This is a genomic window from Mycoplasmoides pirum ATCC 25960 (genome assembly GCF_000685905.1).
GTDB classification, from domain to species: domain Bacteria; phylum Bacillota_I; class Bacilli_A; order Mycoplasmatales; family Mycoplasmoidaceae; genus Mycoplasmoides; species Mycoplasmoides pirum.
This window is the reverse complement of record NZ_JMKZ01000001.1, coordinates 1-21,263: the sequence shown is the minus strand read 5'-3', so window position 1 is coordinate 21,263 and position 21,263 is coordinate 1. Positions and strand designations below refer to the sequence as shown.

General features: G+C 24.6%; 18 protein-coding genes and 1 tRNA gene. 14 read left to right on the top strand and 5 right to left on the bottom strand.

Going from position 1 to position 21,263, the window contains the following annotated elements; genetic code table 4:
* The first annotated feature begins 5 nt into the window (after window positions 1–5).
* From glpO to T397_RS0100045, 12 genes are all read left to right on the top strand, one after another.
* Entirely contained in the window at window positions 6–1,154 is a 1,149-nt protein-coding gene (gene glpO, locus T397_RS0100100; protein WP_027123693.1) for a type 2 glycerol-3-phosphate oxidase, read from the top strand.
* A 32-nt stretch (window positions 1,155–1,186) separates the two neighbouring features.
* Window positions 1,187–2,719 carry a glycerol kinase GlpK gene (glpK, locus tag T397_RS0100095; RefSeq protein ID WP_027123692.1) on the top strand — a complete coding sequence of 511 codons (1,533 nt, stop codon included), beginning with the start codon at window positions 1,187–1,189 and terminating at the stop codon, window positions 2,717–2,719.
* 776 nt (window positions 2,720–3,495) lie between these two features.
* Window positions 3,496–4,125 carry an NAD(P)-dependent oxidoreductase gene (locus tag T397_RS0100090; RefSeq protein ID WP_027123691.1) on the top strand — a complete coding sequence of 210 codons (630 nt, stop codon included), beginning with the start codon at window positions 3,496–3,498 and terminating at the stop codon, window positions 4,123–4,125.
* A gap of 82 nt (window positions 4,126–4,207) precedes the next feature.
* Window positions 4,208–4,284 (top strand) — tRNA-Arg (locus T397_RS0100085).
* Between the two features lie 225 nt (window positions 4,285–4,509).
* On the top strand, window positions 4,510–6,243 hold the full coding sequence (ptsP, locus tag T397_RS0100080) for a phosphoenolpyruvate--protein phosphotransferase (RefSeq protein WP_027123690.1): 1,734 nt from the start codon (window positions 4,510–4,512) through the stop codon (window positions 6,241–6,243).
* A 19-nt stretch (window positions 6,244–6,262) separates the two neighbouring features.
* Window positions 6,263–7,831, top strand: a complete 1,569-nt coding sequence (gene cls / locus T397_RS0100075) for a cardiolipin synthase (RefSeq protein WP_027123689.1) — start codon at window positions 6,263–6,265, stop codon at window positions 7,829–7,831.
* A gap of 93 nt (window positions 7,832–7,924) precedes the next feature.
* Window positions 7,925–8,158: a hypothetical protein gene (locus T397_RS0100070; RefSeq protein ID WP_027123688.1), complete on the top strand. Its 234-nt coding sequence runs from the start codon at window positions 7,925–7,927 to the stop codon at window positions 8,156–8,158.
* A 57-nt stretch (window positions 8,159–8,215) separates the two neighbouring features.
* Window positions 8,216–9,421, top strand: coding sequence for an aminotransferase class I/II-fold pyridoxal phosphate-dependent enzyme (locus T397_RS0100065; protein ID WP_027123687.1), 1,206 nt, complete (start codon window positions 8,216–8,218; stop codon window positions 9,419–9,421).
* Between the two features lie 133 nt (window positions 9,422–9,554).
* Window positions 9,555–10,772 (top strand): arginine deiminase family protein, encoded by a 1,218-nt coding sequence (locus T397_RS0100060; protein ID WP_027123686.1) that lies wholly within the window; start codon window positions 9,555–9,557, stop codon window positions 10,770–10,772.
* A 14-nt stretch (window positions 10,773–10,786) separates the two neighbouring features.
* A complete protein-coding gene (locus T397_RS03675; RefSeq protein ID WP_052663022.1) occupies window positions 10,787–12,769 on the top strand; it encodes an APC family permease in 1,983 nt (660 codons plus the stop codon).
* Window positions 12,770–12,913: 144 nt separating this feature from the next.
* Complete coding sequence (locus tag T397_RS0100050; protein ID WP_027123685.1) at window positions 12,914–13,732, top strand: alpha/beta fold hydrolase; 819 nt, start codon at window positions 12,914–12,916, stop codon at window positions 13,730–13,732.
* Between the two features lie 10 nt (window positions 13,733–13,742).
* Window positions 13,743–14,477: a pyridoxamine 5'-phosphate oxidase family protein gene (locus tag T397_RS0100045; protein ID WP_027123684.1), complete on the top strand. Its 735-nt coding sequence runs from the start codon at window positions 13,743–13,745 to the stop codon at window positions 14,475–14,477.
* Between the two features lie 13 nt (window positions 14,478–14,490).
* On the opposite strand, the gene T397_RS0100040 is transcribed toward T397_RS0100045, so the two are convergent.
* Window positions 14,491–15,369: a Cof-type HAD-IIB family hydrolase gene (locus tag T397_RS0100040; RefSeq protein ID WP_027123683.1), complete on the bottom strand. Its 879-nt coding sequence runs from the start codon at window positions 15,367–15,369 to the stop codon at window positions 14,491–14,493.
* Window positions 15,370–15,490: 121 nt separating this feature from the next.
* Here T397_RS0100040 and T397_RS0100035 point away from each other — a divergent pair, with 121 nt between their 5' ends.
* The gene (locus T397_RS0100035) at window positions 15,491–16,885 is read left to right on the top strand and encodes a nicotinate phosphoribosyltransferase (protein ID WP_027123682.1); all 1,395 of its coding nucleotides are present in this window, start codon (window positions 15,491–15,493) and stop codon (window positions 16,883–16,885) included.
* 3 nt (window positions 16,886–16,888) lie between these two features.
* Here T397_RS0100035 and galU read toward each other — a convergent pair whose 3' ends face one another.
* Both galU and T397_RS0100025 read right to left on the bottom strand, forming a co-directional pair.
* The gene (gene galU, locus T397_RS0100030) at window positions 16,889–17,818 is read right to left on the bottom strand and encodes a UTP--glucose-1-phosphate uridylyltransferase GalU (protein WP_027123681.1); all 930 of its coding nucleotides are present in this window, start codon (window positions 17,816–17,818) and stop codon (window positions 16,889–16,891) included.
* Window positions 17,819–17,926: 108 nt separating this feature from the next.
* Window positions 17,927–18,742, bottom strand: coding sequence for a DUF1600 domain-containing protein (locus tag T397_RS0100025; protein WP_027123680.1), 816 nt, complete (start codon window positions 18,740–18,742; stop codon window positions 17,927–17,929).
* A 58-nt stretch (window positions 18,743–18,800) separates the two neighbouring features.
* Here T397_RS0100025 and T397_RS0100020 point away from each other — a divergent pair, with 58 nt between their 5' ends.
* On the top strand, window positions 18,801–20,030 hold the full coding sequence (locus tag T397_RS0100020; RefSeq protein WP_027123679.1) for a lysylphosphatidylglycerol synthase transmembrane domain-containing protein: 1,230 nt from the start codon (window positions 18,801–18,803) through the stop codon (window positions 20,028–20,030).
* Here T397_RS0100020 and T397_RS0100015 read toward each other — a convergent pair.
* Together T397_RS0100015 and T397_RS04460 are read right to left on the bottom strand one after the other, a co-directional pair.
* Window positions 20,027–20,854 carry a glycosyltransferase gene (locus T397_RS0100015; RefSeq protein ID WP_280513039.1) on the bottom strand — a complete coding sequence of 276 codons (828 nt, stop codon included), beginning with the start codon at window positions 20,852–20,854 and terminating at the stop codon, window positions 20,027–20,029. The two genes, T397_RS0100020 and T397_RS0100015, sit on opposite strands and share 4 nt — an antisense overlap.
* Window positions 20,855–20,867: 13 nt before the next feature.
* A complete protein-coding gene (locus tag T397_RS04460) occupies window positions 20,868–21,092 on the bottom strand; it encodes a glycosyltransferase (RefSeq protein ID WP_027123677.1) in 225 nt (74 codons plus the stop codon).
* Window positions 21,093–21,263: the final 171 nt, after the last annotated feature.

The following is a 21,263-nucleotide window of genomic DNA, read 5'->3' as shown; positions in this document are numbered from 1 at the left end:
ATATTATGTATGATATTGTAATAATTGGTGGAGGAATAATTGGCGGCATCACTGCTTATCAATTATCTAGATACAATTTAAATATTTTATTAGTTGAAAAAAATCCAGTTTTTGCTGATGAAACATCAAGAGGGAACTCAGGTGTTATTCATGGTGGTTTTGATCCAGAACCAAATAAAAAAGAAGCAAAACTTAATATTTTAGGTAATAAACTTTGAAGAGAAGAAATTTTTAAACATTTTGATTTTCCAAGAGCCCAAGTAAATTCTTTGATAATAGCTTTTAATAATGATGAAATGTCACACGTTAAAATGTTATATGATCGCGGAATTCAAAATGGTGTTTTATCAAATGATTTAAAAATTCTTAATAAAGAAGAATTATTAAATATAGAACCTAACATAAATAATGAAGTTATTGGTGCACTATTGTGTACAAGTTCTTGAGCTATTGATCCAGTTCAAGCAACTTTGGCATTTATTAAATCAGCAACTAATAACGGAGTTAAAACATTAAAATCTTCTAAAGTAACCGCAATCAAATTTTTAGAAGATTCTAGTTTTGAAATAACTATTAATAATCAAGATGTAATTAAAACAAGAAATATAATAAATGCAGCAGGTCATTATGCTGATGTTATTGCTGAAATGGCAGGATATCCTGATTTTAAGCAAAAAACAAGAAGAGGAGAATATCGCATTCTTGATCGTGCTTTAAGTGGAATTGTTAATTCGATTTGTTTTATGGTTCCAACTATTCATGGTAAAGGAGTAATAGTTGCTCCAATGTTAGATGGTCATATTTTAGTTGGTCCAACTGCTGAAGATGATGTGCCAAAAGAAGATACTAGATTAGTTACTAGAGAAAAATATGAATATATTGGTGAAATAGGCAAAAAATTATTTCCTAGTCTTGATATGTCAAAAACTATTATGACTTTTTCTGGTTCTAGACCTATTGATATTGAAACAAATGATTTTGTTATTAGTTATGCAAAAAATAACAATAAATTTATAAATTTAGCAGGCATGCAATCTCCTGCCTTATCTTCTGCTCCAGCTATTGCTTTAGAAGTAGAAGAATTATTAAAAAATAATGGAACAAAATTAGAATTGAAAAATGATTTTAATCCTGATGCTTCAATTTTCTCATAATAAAACTTAATAATAATTAAAGGTAAATTTAAATGAATAACAATAAAAAATATGTAATTGCACTTGATTCTGGAACTACTTCTTGCCGAACAATTATTTTTAATTCAAAAGGCGAAGCTGTTAGTAAATCAAGTTCTGAATTTACTCAATATTTTCCAAAATCTGGTTGAGTAGAGCATGATGCTTTAGAAATTTGAACAACACAATTAGGTACATTACAAAGTGCGAAAGCAAAAGGAAATATAAAATCTGAACATATTGCTGCGATAGGTATCACAAATCAAAGAGAAACAATTGTTCTTTGGGATAAAGAAACAGGACTACCTGTTTATAATGCTATTGTATGACAAGACCGTAGAACTAGTGAATATTGTGATAAATTAATTAAAGATGGTTATGATAAAATAATTGCCAAAAAAACAGGATTAATCATTAATCCTTATTTTTCAGCAACTAAAATTAGATGAATTTTAAAAAACATTCCTGAAGCTAGAGAAAAATTAAAACATAAAAAATTATTAGTTGGAACTATTGATACTTGATTGATATGAAAATTAACAAATGGAGCTGTACATGCTACCGATGTTACAAATGCATCGAGAACAATGTTGTTTAATATTAACACATTAGAATGAGATGATGAAATTTTAAAATTGTTGGAAATTCCAAAAGAAATTTTGCCTGAAGTTAAATCTTCATCTGAATTGTACGGAACAATAGATCCCAAATTTTTATCTCAAAGAGCAACAGCTAATGTTCCAATTATGGGAGTAGCTGGCGATCAACAGGCTTCATTATTTGGTCAATTGTGTACTGAAATTGGTATGGTAAAAAATACATATGGAACTGGTTGTTTTACTTTAATGAATATTGGCCAAAAACCCATTTTATCTAAAAATCATTTAGTAACTACAATTGCATGAAAAATTGGAAAAAACAAACCCGTTTATGCTTTAGAAGGTTCAATTTTTATTGCAGGTTCAGCAATTAAATGATTACGCGATTCATTAAAAATTCTTTACAATTCACAAGAATGTGATTTTTATTGTAAATTAGCAGAAGAACGTGATGATGAACAAAATGTCGTTCTTGTTCCATCATTTACAGGATTAGGTGCACCTTATTGAGATTCAAATTCACGAGGAGCTATTTTTGGTTTGGAACGTGGTTCTAGACGTGAAGATTTAGTGAAAGCTACTGTTGAATCAATAGCATATCAATCAAATGATTTATTAATGTCTATGGAAAAAGATGTAGGTAAAAAAATTAAAGTAATGAAAGTTGATGGCGGAGCATCAAACTCTAACTATTTAATGAATTTTCAATCATCAATTAGTAATATTGAAATACAAAGATCAAAAAATACTGAAACAACAGCCTTGGGTGCTGCTTATTTAGCGGGTTTAGCTTCAGGTTTTTGAAAATCAATTGATCAATTGAAAAAAATAAACAAAGTTGATAAATCTTTTAAACCTAAACTTTCAAAACAAATAGTTGATAAAAAATTAAAAATATGAAATGAAGCAGTTAAAAGAACTTTAAACTGGACTAAGGCCATTGAATAATTTTTAAATAATGTGCTTTTTTGATAAAATTTTATTTGCATTGTAAAGTTGTTTTAAATTATGTAAATAAATTAATGTTTTGAATTTCTTGAATTTTTGAATGCAATGATAAATAGACAATTATTTTTTATTATAGATATTTTCGATTTAATTAATTCAAACTATAAGTTGAATGTTATTTTTGTTATTTAAATCATTTGAATTTTACTTATAAATAATTTTTTAATTAAATTTAAATGATCGTTATTTATATGTTTTATATGTCAAATAACTATTTTGAAAATTTAAGATTTTTTTTTTTTTTAATTTATTGCGATAAACACTAAATAAATACTATGAAATATTTTAAATAGATATTCATAGTGTTCAAATCAAATACAATGCAATTAAGTGTTATTTCTTTTTTATGAAGATAATAGAAAAAATAAAAATTATATGGTTATATCAGTTGAAAATAAATAACTTATTTTTATTAAAGTACACTTTGAAAATGAGTAAAAATATAAAAAATAATTTGTAATAAATAAAATCTTAAATTATTAAATGTTTAAAAAATATAACTAATTTATAGAAACAAAATTTAATTGATAAATCATTTACAAAATTAAACAATTAGCTAAGTTAATTATTGATTTTTATTGAAAACACCATTCTTATTAAAAATCAAAAATGTTACTAAATTAATTATTTAAAAGTTTCCAATGTGGATTTAAACATATAAATTTTTAAAAGACTATTATTTAATTTAAATTGAAAACTATTTAAGGAATTAAAAAATGAATATAGCAATTATAGGTGCTAACGGAAAAATTGGAAAAATGTTAGTTAATGAAGCAATCAAACAAAAAATGGATGTTACAGCTATTTCGCGTAAAGTAAATAGTTCTAATGCAAATAAATGAATGGATAAAGATGTTTTTGAATTAAATAATAATGATTTAAAAGAATTTGATGTAATTATTGACGCATTAGCTTTTTGAACACCAGAAACATTTCACTTACACTCAGAATCTATTGAACATTTATCTAATTTATTAGCAGATACTAAAAAACGTTTAATTATAGTTGGTGGTGCTGGTTCTTTATTTATTAGTAAATCCAAAAATGTAAAATTAATGGATTCATTAGAATTTCCAAGTGAATATATTCCAGTTGCAAAAGCAATGAATGATTCATTTGAATTATTAAAAACCAAAAAAGATGTTTGGTGAACGTATGTTTCACCACCTTTAAATTTTAGTTATGATGGTTTATGAACTGGAAGCTATAAAATTGGTGGTGATGTAATGATAAAAAATCATAATAATGAAAGTTACATATCTTATATTGATTATGCTATTGCAATTATTGACGAAATAACAAAAGGAAATCATTTACAAGAACATATTAGTGTTGTTGGAGCATAATTTTAAACAAATAAGTAAATGCATTACATATAAATTATGTTAGTTAAAATCAAATTTCTAATATAAAATATGTGTGTATTTTGTCGCCGTAGCTCAATCGGATAGAGCATCAGCTTGCGGAGCTGAGGGTTGTAGGTTCAAGTCCTGTCGGCGACGCCATTTTAAAATCACAAAAAAGCACATATCAACTAATGTGCTTTTTTTATTGATAATTTTGAATCTTATATAGTTTTATTTGCAAATATCACATTGTAAAAATAATTTTTATTCATATTTTTCCAATAATTATTAAATTTAATTGTTAATAACAATTATTAAATATGTCCCAAATCTAATCAAAATATAATGATATAATAAATAACAATCAATACAAGGGGAATTGTCATGTCAAAAACATTTAATGGTGTTCCAGCTTCTGACGGTTTTGTTGTTGCTAACGTATACAAATTAGTTACGCCAACTTTTGATATACCTGAAGAAAATATTCGTTCTCGAGATGTTTCAAAACACGAAACTGCATTGGAAGATGCTTTATTAGAAGCAAAAAACCAATTAGAAAATATAAAAGAAAATACTCAAGCAAAAATGGGTTCTAAATATGCAGCTATTTTTCAAGCTCATATTGATATTTTAAATGATCCAACATTAATTGATGATTTATATAATTCAATTAGAGTAGATTTAAATAATGTAATTTATGCAGTTAACACTGTATTTGACAAAACATATGAAAAATTTGCATCAATGGATGATTCATATTTCCGTGAAAGATCAGCAGATATAGCAGATTTAAAAACAAGATTATTATGCATCTTAAGTGGAGAACAAATGCCAGATTTAGTTGGTATTGATAAAAGTGTAATTATTGTTGCAGATGATTTGTCTCCTTCACAAACTTCAATGCTAGATAAAAAATTTGTTAAAGGATTTATTACAAATGTTGGTGGGCCAACTAGTCATTCAGCAATTATGGCTCGTAATTTGGAAATTCCTGCAATTTTAGGATTAAAAAATATTACTGAAGTTCTTAAAGATAATGAAGTTATTGCTATAGATGGTAATAAAGGAATTGTTTATGCAGAATTAAAAGATTCTGAAATTGAAAAATTCAAAAATGATGAAATAGCTTATTCAGTTGATTCTAGTATTGATGAATATGCAACTAAAAAAGCTGTTACAACTGATAATTTTGAAGTGCTACTTGCTGCTAATATTGGTAATCTTGAAGATATGAGTAAAGCAAGTAAACATGGAGCAACTGGTGTTGGTTTATTTAGAACAGAATTCTTGTATATGAATTCAAATGATTGACCAACAGAAGAAGAACAATTTAAAGTTTATAAAGAAGTTGTTGAAAAAGCGAATAATGAATTAGTTATTATTAGAACTTTAGATATTGGTGGTGACAAATCATTACCATATCACAAATTTGAAAAAGAAATGAATCCTTTTTTAGGTAATAGAGCAATTCGTTTTTGTTTAGCACAACCTAACATTTTAAAAACTCAATTACGTGCAATTTTGCGTGCTTCAAATTTTGGAAAAGTTGGAATTATGTTCCCAATGATCACAACTTTAGATGAATTGAAGAAAGTTAAAGATTTCTTATCATATTGTGAAATGGAATTAAAAATTGAAAATACACAAACAGGAAAACCTATGGTAGGAATTATGATTGAAACTCCTGCTGCTGCAATGGTTTCTGACATTTTAGCTAAAAATTGTGATTTCTTCTCAATTGGAACAAATGATTTAATTCAATACACATTTGCAGTTGATAGAATGTCTAAAACTATTAATTACTTGTATCAACCTTTAAATCCAGCATTATTACGATTAATTAAGAAAACTGTTGAAGGCTCAAATAATGAAGGAATTTGAACTGGAGTTTGTGGTGAAATGGCAAGTTATTCAGCTGCTATACCATTATTAATTGGTTTGGGTGTTAAAGAATTATCAATGGCTCCATCTGCAATTACTAAAGCTAAAAAAATAATTTGTGCATTGAACAAAGAAGAATGTGTGAAATTGGCAAATAGTGCTTTAAATTGTGAAACAGAAAAACAAGTTGAAAAATTAGTTCATGATTTTTTAGCTTCATATCAAATTCAAGCATAATTAGTTAAATAACTAAAAAATGAATCGACGTAAAGAAATTTGAATCTTATTTGTAGGAACGTTTGCGTTTCTATTATTGGTAGGTTTGTTCTTTACGTTGATTTATTTTAGAAATTGAGTTTATGTTTCTATAGTAATAATTGCATATTATCTTTTTAGTATTGTTTTAGCATTTTACTTGTTTAATTCAAGTAAAAGAATTATCAATGTGAAATTGTGTTGAATTTTAGTTATTTTTTGTATTCCAATCATGGGTTTATTTATTTTTTTAATTTTCGGAATAAATCCACTGTTAAGAATAAAAAGAAAAAAATATATTAAAAATCAAGAAAAATGAATTAAATATGAATCATTTGATTTTAGTAAATCTTTTTTAAGTGAATCTAATTCAGAATATAATCAATTTTTTAATTATGCATTTACACTTCAAAACCGCCCAATATATAGTGGTAATGAATTTGAATTAATAAATTCAAACAATTTATATAAAAAATCTATTGAATTGATTAGAAGTGCAAAAAAATTTATTCATTTGCAATATTATATTGTGGCTGACGGGGTTTGATTTAGAACAATTGCTAACGAATTAATCAAACAAGCAAAAAAAGGTATTAAAATTCGCTTTATTTATGATTGAGTTGGTTCTTATTTTCGTGGATACAGCAAAATAATAAAAAAAATGCGAGAAGCTGGTATTTTGATTGGAGTTTTTAACCCTAAAACATTTACAAAATACACTTCTAAAACTAATTTTCGTTGCCATAGAAAATGTTTAATAGTTGATAATGAAAAAGTTTTATATGGTGGTTCAAATTTGGGCGATGAATATATTTGTTATTCTTCAAATCTTGTTAATTGATATGATAACAATCTTTTAATTTCTGGGTTAGTAGTTAACACTTTTAATTTAATATTTTGTTTAGATTGAAGAACAAATACTTCAATTTCAAAAAAGCAAAAAAACTTAGATGATTTAAATACCAATAAATCTTTTTATTTAAATGTTCAATCAAAAGAATTATTAAATAACATTTCTAAAGATAACATAGCACAAGTTTTTGAAACATCACCTAGTTATAATGATTTTAGTTTAAGCACTTTATTAACAAATGCTATTAGTAATGCAAAAAAAAGAATTTGAATAACCACACCATATTTTATTCCTAATACCGATATTACAAATGCACTAAAATTTGCAGCGACGATTGGAATTGATGTTCGTTTGGTGTTACCGGGTTTTCCTGATGATAAAAAATATATTTTAACTATCAATAGATCTCATTATGATCAATTAATTTCATCTGGTGTAAAAATATATGAATATAATGGATTCATTCATTCCAAAATTATATTGATTGATGATTTAACAATTTTTGGCACAAGCAATTTAGATTTTCGTTCTTTGTTTATTAATTATGAATCTGAAGCTATTATTTATAATATTGATTTGTCAAAAAAATATGAAAATGAATTGCAATCATTATTTAAGATTTCTAAAGAAATTTTTGATGATTCATTTAGTTTTAATGAAAAAAACTTAATCAAAGTGAAAATGTGGTTTTTAAATATATATCATCCATTGTTATAAGCAAATTTAACCATTATTTAAATAACAAGAATACAATAAAGTAAATTGATTTTATTAAAAGAAATTCAATTTATTATTAGTAGGTTATTTATTATGACAAGAACTTTTGAAGGATGAAATAAATTTTTAAAATTTTTTATAATTTTCTTTACATTTGGATATTTTAGCGCAATTTATAGAATTGTTTATTATATTGAAATGAAATCAAATATTAAAACGTTAATTTTCGGAATTGTTTCATTAATACCTATTGTTGGATTTGTTGCTTGAATTGCAGACATGGTTTCAACAATAAAAGATGATCACATCAATATATTTGTTTGATAATTAGATTTGTTTAAATTAAAATATTTCAATAAAATTTATTTTTTTTCATGGTGCTAAATGAAAGATATTTTTGAGAAATGCAAAATTGATGAAAGAATTAATCTTGCTAAAGAAAAAAACATTTATCCTTTTTTTACTAAATTAGAATCAAAACAAGATGTTGTTGTTACTATGAATGGTAAACAAGTTATTATGCTTGGTTCTAATAATTATTTAAGTTTAACAAACAATGATAAAGTGATTGAAGCGGGAATTGATGCTATTAAAGAATTTGGTTCTGGTGTATCAGGATCAAGGTTTTTAAATGGAACAACTACATTGCATGTTGATTTAGAAAAAAATTTAGCCAATTTTCTAAACAAAGAGGATTGTGTAATTTTTTCTTCTGGTTTTAATTCAAATTTAGGTATTTTGTCTTGTATTGGCGGGCGCAATGATTTAATTTTTTGTGACCGAGAAAATCATGCTTCAATTTATGATGGTATAAAATTGGGTATAAGTCCTATGATTCGTTATTATCATAATGATATGAATGATTTGGAAAATCATTTAAAAGCGAATGCTGATAAAAACGGTGGTGCATTAATAGTTACTGATGGTGTATTTTCAATGTCAGGTGAATTATGTAATTTACCAAAAATAGTAGAATTAGCAAAAAAATATAATGCTCGCATTATGATAGATGATGCTCATGGATTTGGTGTTTTGGGTAAAAATGGCAGAGGAACAGCAGAACATTTTAATTTAGAAAATGATGTTGATATCATTATGGGAACATTTAGTAAATCATTAGCAAGTTTAGGTGGATATGTTGCTGGTCCAAAAAATGTAATAGAATACATTAGACATAATTCTAGACCATTTATTTTTGCTGCAGCATTACCACCAGCCAATTTAGCTTGTGCATCAAAAGCTTTGGAAATTTTGCAAAGTGAGCCTCAAAGATTTGAAAATTTAAAAAAATTAACTAAGCATTTAAGAAATAGATTGCTAGAAGCAAATATTAAAATTGGTGGCCATGAATTAGTTCCTATTATTCCTGTATATTCAGGTTCTGAATTAAGAACATTAGTTGCATGTAAACAATTATTTGAAAATGGCGTTTATGTAAATCCAGTTCTTCCGCCAGCAACGCCAGATAATGATTGTTTAATTCGATTAAGTTTACAAGCAAATCATACAATTGAATTAGTTGATAAAGCAGCTGATATTATCATAAATGTGATGAATAAAATTCCACATGATGATGCTAATTTTATTTAATTAATTTATTTTATTTCTTAAATCACAAAATAAAAACAATGTTAAAAAAATCGTTATATAAGAGTAAAATAGAATAACTCTAAGTATTATAGAGATTTTTAATAACATAATTTTTTTAGGGTTTTATAAATTTATGAATTCGAATCAAAAAGGAATTCACGTTTATAGTGAAATTGGTAAACTAAAAGAAGTTTTAGTACATCGTCCTGGACGTGAATTAGATTTTTTAGATCCAACTAGATTGGATGAATTGTTATTTGCAGCAACATTAGAAGCTGAAACAGCTAGACTTGAACATGATAATTTTACAAATGCTTTGAAAAATCAAGGAGTAACAGTTATTGAATTAGCTGATTTAGTTGCACAAACTTATTCAAGTTCAACTCCAACAATTAAAGCAGCATTTATTAACAAATATTTAGATGAAGCTACTCCTGCGTTAACTACTAAATTAAGAACTTTAGTTAAAGATTTTTTAACAAAACAAAAAAGTGTTCGCAAAATGGTTGACTATATGATTGGTGGCATTTTAAGCACTGATTTAAATATCAAAGGTAAACCAGAATTGATTGTTGAACCTATGCCAAATGCTTATTTTACTCATGATCCTTTTGCAAGTGTTGGTAATGGTGTTACTTTACATTACATGAAACATAATGTTAGAAGACGCGAAGTTTTATTTTCAGAATTTATTTTTAATAATAATGAACGTTTCCAAAATACTCCTAGATACATTGTTCCTACAAAGGGATTGGATATAGAAGGTGGGGACGTTTTTGTTTACAATAAGAATACTTTAGTAGTAGGTGTTTCAGAAAGAACAAAAATGGTTACTATTAAAGAATTAGCTAAAAATATTTTGAAAAATAAAGAATGTCTTTTCAAAAAAATTTATGCAATTAATGTTCCTAAAATGCCTAATTTAATGCATTTAGATACTTGACTAACAATGTTGGATCATAATAAATTTTTATATTCACCAAATATGTTGTCAGTTTTGAAAATTTGAGAAATTGATATTTCATCAGGAAAATCTATTTCTAGTCCAAAAGAATTAAATATGGATTTATCAAAAGCATTAAGTATTATCATTGGTAAAAAACCAATTTTAATTCCAGTTGCTGGTGAAAATGCTTCTCAAATTGATATCAATATTGAAACAAATTTTGATGCAACTAATTATTTAGTTACTCAACCAGGTGTTGTAGTAGGTTATTCAAGAAATAAGAAAACTGAAGCAGCATTAATAAAAGCCGGAATTGAAGTTATTCCTTTCCAAGGTAATCAATTATCTTTAGGAATGGGAAGTGCTAGATGTATGTCAATGCCTCTTATTAGAGAAGATGTTTAAAAATAGGAAATTTTATGAATATGAATAATGATGTATTAGTTCAAGAAAGCGGAAACAATAGTAATGTTTCAGCTGCTGAACGTTCATTAGCAAATGCACCCACAAGTAAAAAAATTGGTTTTATAAGTGCAATTGCTATTGTTATTGGTAGTTCTGTTGGTGCTGGAATCTTTTTTAAATCTAGTACGGTTTTAGCTTACTCTGGAAGTAATTTAATTTGAGCTATTTTTTCATGAGTTATAGCTGCATTTGCAGTTATTTGTATGGCTTTAGCTTTAATTGAAATTGCTAGTGCTAGAAATGATAATCTTTCAATGATTGGATGATGTAAAGAATTCAATGGTAAGTATATATACAAGGGTTGTAAATATTTTATGACCTTCATCTATTTGCCATTAACATTCTTTTTCATGCCTATTTATGTAATTGTTTCATTGCAAGATGCTTTGGCTGGATTTAATGTCAATAATAATTTTGGTACTAGTAATGATTGAGCTATTTGAATGATTATCATTTTAGCTATTTCTATTTACTTTATTTTTGTTTGTGGTCTTTCATCAAAAGCAACTAATATTCAAAACTGAATTATTACAGCTTTAAAATTTATTCCTTTAGTAGTTGTTGCTATTTTAGGTTTTGTATTAGCTGCAATGCCAGTTACAAATACTGATGGAACAACAACGGGTGGAATAAATAATATTGGTGATCCTAATTTATGAAATGGTAGTGCAACTAATTTATTTGAATTAACACCATTTTTTGGAACTTTTGGTGCAATGGCTGCTATTTTCTTTGCATTTGATGGTTTCTATGTTACTGCTGGTTTACAATCAGAAATGCGTGAACCTAAAAAAACACCTAAAGCAATATTTATTGGATTAGTTATTGTTACTGTAATTTATCTAATTATTGCAGTTTCAATGTCATTAGGTAGTGCTGGTGGTAGTTTCTATTCATTCCAAGATTGATTAAAAGCTAAAAATGTTGGTTGATTATTTGGAGTAATTAATATTTTAATTGCTGTTGGTGTATTAGGAATTATTAATGGTTTTGCTGCATGAGCTCCAAGATTTGTAGAAGATTTGATTAAAGAAGGAGAACTTGTAATTCCTTCTAGAACTTTATTAATGTTAAATCGTCCACAACCAATATTAGGAACATTATATACATTTACTTTAAGTGTTCCTGTAATTATTGTTTTCTGTATTATTGGTGGATTAGGTTATTTCCCTGGTAGTTATGCTGGTGCATATGATGGAACTGGATTCTCATCTCAAGCAAAACTAATTAATTTTGCTGATTTAATGGCGACTTGAGTTTCATTATTTGCGTTTGCTTTTATTGCGTTCGCAATTTTTGGTGGTTTGATGAATCGAAAAACTAATAGAGTAGCAACACAAAGAAACTCATATTTTAAATTTACTGGATGAGTTAGTTTTGTGTTAGTTGCTTTGGGGTTAATTTTCAGTGTTGCTCAACCATTTGTTAATTTAGGTTTAGTTGGTGCACAATATTCTGAAAAACCTAATGAATTATTAGATCCATTAATTGGAAATCTATTATTGTGTGTTATCTTATTCTTGTTTGCTGGAATTTGTTTTGGTCCAGTTTACTTTGAAGAAAAAATTGCAAAAAATCGTTTAAACAAATTAAACAATGTTGCTTCATTAATGAATTATTCTAATGATCAAATTGTAAAAACTATTCAACCTGCTATTCTAAATAATGATTGAAATCTTTTAGCTGAAATTTTAGTTAAAGAATTTAATATTGAAGAATCTTATGTTCAAAAAGTTATTAAGTACACAATTATTAGTGCTTTGAAAATTAATAAGAAAAAACATTTATTGCAATTAGAATCATCACATACTATTTTTAATAATGAAACAAAATGAATTCTTGATAAAGAAATAAATCTTACAAAATCATGTATTGATTCATGTAATACAAAACATTGATATTTTGTTAAGAAAGCACCTGTAAATTTAAATAATTAAATAAATTTATAAAGCTAAAACATGAAACCAAAAAAGGTTTCATGTTTTTTTTTTTTTTTTAATAAAATTTAATTAAAAAATTTTTAAACAATTATTTTTTTATAATATTTAAAATTTAAATTATTATATGATTAGTTTATTTAAATGATGCAAATTGAAAAAACAATATTTGATAAAAATTTAGAAGTTTATAAATATTTTTCCCCAAAACACAAGCATAAAAGTATTGTGATTTTTTGTCATGGAATTGCAGCAGCACATCATAATTTTGAACCACTTATTCCATATTTAGGTAAGTATACTTTTTATCAATTTACATTACCTGGTCATAATAATTTACCTTTCAAATCAAAAGAAATAAATATTGAAAGTTACGCACAAAAAATTTATAAATGAATTAATGAAAATAATTTTAAAAATGTCATATTGATGGGACATTCAATGGGTGCAGCTATAGTAGCAAAGGTATCTACAATGTTAGATTCTAGATTGGTTAAAGGTTTAATATTAATTGCACCATACAATGTTAAGTGTGTTAATTTGAAAAGTGCATTTGCAATTAATTTGTTTTTGAATTTAAATTTTTTAAAAAAATATGTTCACAAGTATGAAACTAATCAAAAAGATAAAATGAATGATTTAAATCTTCATAAAACTATAGAAGAATTTATTCAATTTGTAGATGAACATAAAAAACAAATTAATCATTTAGTGATGAATTTATGTAACCCTAAATCTTTGAAAAATTCTTCAACATGTTATAAAAATATAAGTTGACCTACATATCTGATATTGGGAGAAAATGATGTAATCGTTCCAACAAAAACAACAGAAAAATATTTTAAAAAAATTATCCCACATGTAGAAGTAACAATTTTTAAAGATACATCTCATGTTTTACCAATTGAAATACCAAAAAAATTTATGAATAAAATTAATGAAATAATTCAACAGTTATTATAAGGATTAAAAAATGGATAAAAAATTTATTATTGATCATGTTAATAAAGAACATAATGATGCACTTGAAAATATTTATAAAACTTATATAAATAAAAAATATAAGAAAATTTTATTTTTAGATTTTGATTTGAAATACATTTATTTAAATGTTGATAATAAAAAAGAAAAAATTCCTTTTAATAAACCTTTAAAATCTTTTAGTGATTTCAAAAATGCTTTCATTGAAATGTCAAAAAAATCTAAAGATGGTTTTGATGCTAAAAAAGTTAAAACTATTATTGACGATTTTGTAAATTCATACAATTCAGTTGTATTAGCTACAGTAATGAACAATAATCCAATAGCTTCTACTGCACCAATATTAAGATACAAGGATAATTTGTACATATATATAAGTGAAATGGCAGAACATTATTCAGCAATTAAGAAAAATCCAAATAAAATTCGTTTAATGTTTTTAGAAGATGAAAAATTAGCTTATAGTCCTTTTAATCGAAAAAGAGTTATTTATCAAGCGAAAGCTAAATTCGTTACAGACAAAAAAGAATTTAATTTAACATTTAATAACTATATTAAAAGAGTTGGTTCAGGTGGTGGAATTGAAATGATTAAAAATATGAAAGATTTTCATTTAATTCGACTTGAATTAGTTTCTGGGAAAGCTTATTTAGGTTTTGGGCAAGCTTATTTAATAAAAAACAATAAAATTTTAATTTTAAATACAGGATCTATGGGTCATAAATAAAATAAAGTATTATCTAATTAAAAACAAAATAATCTATAACATCTTTAACAATTGTTGAAGCTTTTGAGTCAAATACATTAGTTGCATTAGATTTAACTATATCAATACTATTCTCTAATGTAGCGCTATACTTGGTTGTATTAAACATACTAATATCATTTCCTGAATCACCAATAGATAAAGTTTTATTTATATCTAAACCCAGTTTCTTAGATAAAAATAAAATTGCATTACCTTTAGAAACATTAGATTGATTATATTCTATTGATTGATTTGACGTAACTATCAAATCATTTTTATCAATATTAAAAGTTGTAATTATTTGATCTAATATATTTTGTATATCAAAAACTTGATTTTTTTTAAAAAAGAAAATCGTTTTTAAAATATTTTTTTCTTTGTTGAAATTTTCAGCAAATTCAAAATTATTTTCTGTGTGAGTAAAATTTCCCTCATATTTTATATATTCATTAACAATTTCAGAATCACTATTAGAATTTTTTAACATTATTACATCGCGATTAATTTTATATGCAGCTAAAATAACTTCAAGTTTTTGTTTTTTTAAAAATTTTAAAATTTTTTCACTATTCAAAAGTTTATTTTGATCTAATGTTGTTTGAAAAATTATCTCTTTATTTATAGCATCATAAATAGTAGCACCATTACAACCTATAATATATCTTAAATATTCATTTAATAAGTTGTATTTATTGCAAATATATAAAGCATCTTCATAATGTCGACCAGTTGCAATCGTAAAATAAATTTTTTTACTTTTTAATTTTTGAATTGCTTTAATCGATTCATCTTCAATAATATGAGATTCATTTTCATATCTTAGTAATGTTCCATCCAAATCACAAGTAATTCAATTAATTTCTTTTGACATATATTTCTTTTTATGTAAATTAAATTTGCTAATATTAAGATTAATTTTAAATTCTTTATTTATATTTATAATATAAAAACACAGTTTATAAAATAGTTCTTAAAATCGATAAATAAATTAAATGAATAAAAACAAAATTATTACTCCTTGGGATTTAGATGAATCTTTGGTATCTTTGATTCCTTGTGATGCATATAAATTAGTTCATCGACTAATGTATCCAAAAAATGTTCAAAATCTTTACTTGACTTTTACGGCCCGTGGAAATAAAAACCATGAATTTAAGGATATTTCTTGAAATCATTTATTTGTCAAAAAAGTTGTAAATAATATTTTGAATAATTTTACAAAACACGTTATTAAATTGAGCCAAGAAAATAGTAATGGAAGAATAACAAAATTATTAAAAAATAAATTAAATAATGTTTTTCAATCAAAAAAATTTTCTGAGAATTTTATTAATGTTTTAAAAGAATTAGGTAAATCAATTTGTGAAACAAAAAAATTACCTATTGTTGTTAAGGCATATAAAAGTTCTGATAATATTCCATTTCAAAAAAGTTTAATGATAATTACAGGTAAAAAAAATATTAATCCTAATTTTGTTTGATTGATAACTTATTTTGAAACAATTATTTTAGAAAACATTTGACAATTTTCTACTTCTTTAACTATAGCTAGAGATTATTTTAAATTGGTTGAACATTATGCAGAATTATCAGCTGATAATTTAAATTTTATTAAATATCAATGTCATGATTTTAGTATGCGAGGAATGAGTTCATTATGAAGTGCAATTTATAGTGGGAACGCACATCTAATGTATTTTGAAGGCAGTGATACTATTATTTCTGGGAATAACGCAAAATCTGTGTTTGCATCTGAACATTCAGTTATGAGCATTGATGGACAAATTAATGAATTTAATACATACAAACGTTTGATAAATCAATTTCCTAATGATATTTTGTCTTTAGTTAGTGACACATGAAATATTTGAAATGTTTTAGATAATATTTTACCTAAATTAAAAAAAGATATTTTAAAAAGAAAAAAGAAATTAGTAATTAGACCAGATAGCGGAGATCCTATTGAAATAATATGCGGTAAAAAAAATTTTAATTGAAAAAATAAAAATACTTGAGGTGTTATTCATTATCTTGATTATCACTTTGGGCATAAAATTAATAAAAAAGGTTTTAAAGAATTACATCCAAAAATTGGAATTATTTATGGTGATGCAATAACTTATAAAAGAACAAAAGCTATTTTAGAAAATTTAACAAATCAAAAATATTCTTCTAAAAATATTGTTTTTGGTGTTGGAGCAACTACATATCAATCAACAAATCGTGATACTTTAGGTTTTGTTTCTAAAATCACATCTGTTTGTCAAATAAATCAAAATAATAAAAAAGTATGAAATAATGTAGAAAAGAATCCTATAACTGATTATAAAAAGAAATCCTTAACAGGTCGTTTCACTAAAGATAAAAATTTAATTAAAATTTATTAAAAATTATTTTTTATTATTTTTTTTGCTTTGTTTTCTTTTTATTTCTTCTGCACGTTGTAAAATAATTTTTGCAACATCATCTTTAATATGGCTATGTTTTAATGCTGAATCTATTGTTGCAGTTATAAAACCTAATTTAGAACCTATATCATATCTTAAACCATCAAATACCTTAGCATAAATTCTTTGGTATTTACCTAGTTTGAATATTGCATCAGTTAATTCTATTTCATCACGAATGTCTGGTTTTAAATTTTTTAATTCGTCAAATATTTCAGGAGTCAATATATATCTTCCTAAAATAGCATAATCAGATGGAGCTTGATCAGGTGATGGTTTTTCAACAACATCTTTAACAGATATTAATCCTTGTTTCAATTTAATAGAATCTTTTGACGGATTAACAATTCCATATTTATTAACTAAATTGTGTGGAACTTTTTGAACTCCCAATATAGTTGTTCCTAATTCGTTATATGCTTCTATACATTGTAATAATGTAGGTTTATGATGTTTTTCATGAAATACAATATCATCACCTAATAAAACTGCAAATGGTTCATTATTGATAAAATTTCTTGCACAATATATCGCATGTCCTAAACCTAATGGTTCTTTTTGGCGAATATATTGAATATTAGCCATATCAGCAATTGCTCTTATTTGTTTAAATTCATTTTCTTTGTTTTTTAGTTTTAAACGATTTTCTAATTCATAAGAATAATCAAAATGATCAATAATTGCATTTTTACTTGAAGAAGTAATAATTAATATTTCTTCAATTCCACTTGCTACTGCTTCTTCAATAATATATTGAATGGCTGGTTTATCTACAATTGGTAACATTTCCTTTGGCATTGCCTTTGTGGCTGGTAAAAATCTAGTACCTAATCCTGCTGCTGGAATAACTGCTTTTTTAATTTTTTTATTCATATTTTTATCTCAAGAAGAAATATTTAGATTATTGTATCTTCACATAGTCTAAATACTAACATAATATACATAATTATATTTAATCAAAAACTATTTAAAAAATTAAATTTATGTTGGATTAATTATTTTTTTATCTTTTATTGTATTTGTTTCTTTTTTGCAAATATGAAATTTAATGTTTCAAATTATTGTTAATGAGATAGGAAACACAGCAAGTAAAGGAGGTATTCATAATCATGTTAAATTATTATATTTAGTTTGACTGAACACACCATATACACTATAAGAATTTGCTCCATTATCTAAATATCCTGATCAAGGAATTAAAATTAAATAAAGAGTATATATTAATGGATATATCATTCCAACAGTTATATATTTGTATACATTATCCATAAAGGGTTTGTTTTCTTTCGCTAGAGAAAAAGATCCATATAAAATAAAAAAAATAGGATTTATAATGTGGTTTCAAGTTGAACAAGCTACAAAAAGATTATCAATATCTATCAAATTATTTGGATTCGAATTTATGATATCTTCTTTTTGGGGAATTTTTCCTACACTTCGCATTAAATCATAAGAATTAAAAAAAGTAAAAGTTACAAAAATATAAACCATTAATGTCATTAATAATGTGTGAGTTTTAAACATCTTTAAATCTGTTTTCCAAAAACTTAATCAAATATATAAAGAAATTAATAAATTACTTTGATATGTGAAAGTATCATAATTAGTAAATCATATAAGTAAGAAATTTTTAGTTTCAATTACAGTGGCAAGAGCGGCAGCAAGAGATATTAATGGCGAAACGCCAGAAATTATGAGCACTATAAAATGAATCCACGACAAAACATTATATTTTTGAAAATTAAAATATTTTTTTCAATTGTTTTGATTTATTACTTTTTCTTCTATTATTTCCATCTTAGAATATTCTAAATAAACATTATTTTTTACTCTTTAATTTATAAATAATTTTAAAATGATTTATCTAATAAATAAAAAAGATAATTATGATTTAAAATTAATTATGAATGATGTTAATTCTAATTTAGAAAATGTAGAAAAAAAATCACAATCGTTTTGAACTAAAAAAAATATAATTTGAGGAATAATTTTTGTTGTAATTTTATTGTTAATAATAGTATTTACCTCAATTTACTTGTTTAATATTGATTTTAGTCAAATAGTTCAACTAGTAAACAATAATTCTCTTGCTGGAAAAGAAGGATTTTTAATTGGGTTAATTTTAGCTTATATTTACCAATGGTTTTGGAATAGTTTTTGTATTTTTTATAGTGCAAGAAAACATTATGTTAAAGCAAAATGATATGAATGAATTATTTTTGGAGCTACAATTATTTTTATTAATGGTATCACGCCTTTTTCATTAGGATCTGAACCATATAAAGTTTATTGATTGTCTAGACACGGTTTAACTAGCAAAGAATCATTGTTAATTGTTAGTTCAATTTCAATATATTGAACCATAACTCAAATAGTTTTAACTTGACCATCTTTTATAATTATTTCTACAAGATATAATGAAATAATTAGTCAACCACAAGGAACATTAGCATATTGATTTTCATTTGGTGGCATGATTTTAGACATTATTGTTTTTAGTTCATTAGTGACAGTTTCAATTAGTAGTAAATTTCATCTTTTTTTAGCTAATCAATATAACAAAATCTTACACAAATTTAAATTACCTTATTCTAGCAAAGAAGAATTAATATCTGAATTTAGAGAAAAAGCTATATTTAAAAAAGCATACATAGCTGAATTGAAAAGATGAGACTGTGTTTTAATCCAACTTATTGGGACTTCATGCATGGCTTTAATGCAATATTTTTCAGTTTATTTTGCAATTCAATTATTAAATGTTAAAGGTATTAGTCAACTATCTGTAGAAGATATATTTAATGTGTCTAATGTAGCTATATCAGGAAATAATTTTATTCCAATTCCAGGTGCAGAAGGTTCTATTCAAATAATATTAAGTATTTTTATTCAAGCTTTTGCAGGACCAACAATTGTTATTGATCAAACAACTAAAGAGCAATTAAATCAAGCTATATTTGTTTGAAGATCTTTTCTTTTTTATTTGCCTGTTATTACTGGATTATTATTTTTAGGTTATGTTTTGTGATATCACATTCATGATGAAAAACATGGTAATTGAAAAAAAATAAAAAAATCAAGATTTTAATTCTTTCTATTTAAAATTTTTTTAATAAAATTAAAAATTTTTGGAATTAAATAATCAAAAGGTAATAAATAAAGTGATAATTTTGCATAAACTTTTCTTATTCCTTGATAATATTCATATTTATATAAAAATTGTTTATATTCTTTTAATGAAGGAGTTTCAATTTTATTTTTTTTGCAAAATTTAATTAGATATCTTATTCCTTTAGTTCTAAATGCTTCTGCAAAATGATAAGAAATTCAAACATCTCGACAATCATTATTTGTATATATGTTTCACTTTGATGAAAAAGTAAACCAAGCGTTAAAATTTTTTAATTTTTCATTTAGAGTATGTGTTTTTGTATTAAATGTAAGAGAATTTTTATTGTCTGTTCTATATGCATAAAATATTTCATTAGTTACAATGCCTTTATAATTTTTACTAAATATATATGATGTGAAATATCAATCTTCATTGCATACTTTTGAATTAAAATATTTTTCTCATAATACATCATTTTTTAAAATTGTGGATTTGTATGCATTTTTTCATATAGTGACATATGATGATCCTTTATTTTCAAAAAATCATTTTAAGTTTAAATTCTGTATTTGAAAATTGTTAGCTTTTTTTGAAATAGGTAAAATTGATTCATTATTTGAACATAAAAAATTGAATGAAACAACATCAACGTCATAATTTGTATAGTAATTATTTAGTTTTTTTATAAAATTTTTATCCACTATCCAATCGTCAGAATCAATAAATAAAATTATATTTCCAATTGATTTATCAAAACCCGTTTTTCTTGCGCTTGCACAACCTTGATTGTTTTGACAAATTAATTGAATTAATTTATTTTGCGCTTGTGTGTGTGTGTGTTATCAAGGTTTTTGAATTCAATTCATCTATTAATTTTTTAATTTCTTTACTATGTTCATCATCACTACCATCATTTACAATAATAATTTCTTTTAACAAATTTAAATCTTGACAAATCAAAGATTCTAAACAAAATTTAAACTGATCTATGTTTGTATTGTAATAAGGAATAATTACTGAAAAAATATTACGTTTCATTTTTTAAATAGTTTTTAATGTTTTGTAAGTTAATTTATTAATAATTTTAATCATTTTTTCTCGAAAATTTCAAAACTTAAATTTTCCTTAGCAAATGAAATGCAATTGTTAGATAATTTTTTATATTGAGTTTCATCTAAATTTAAAATTGTGTAAATTTTATCTATTCAT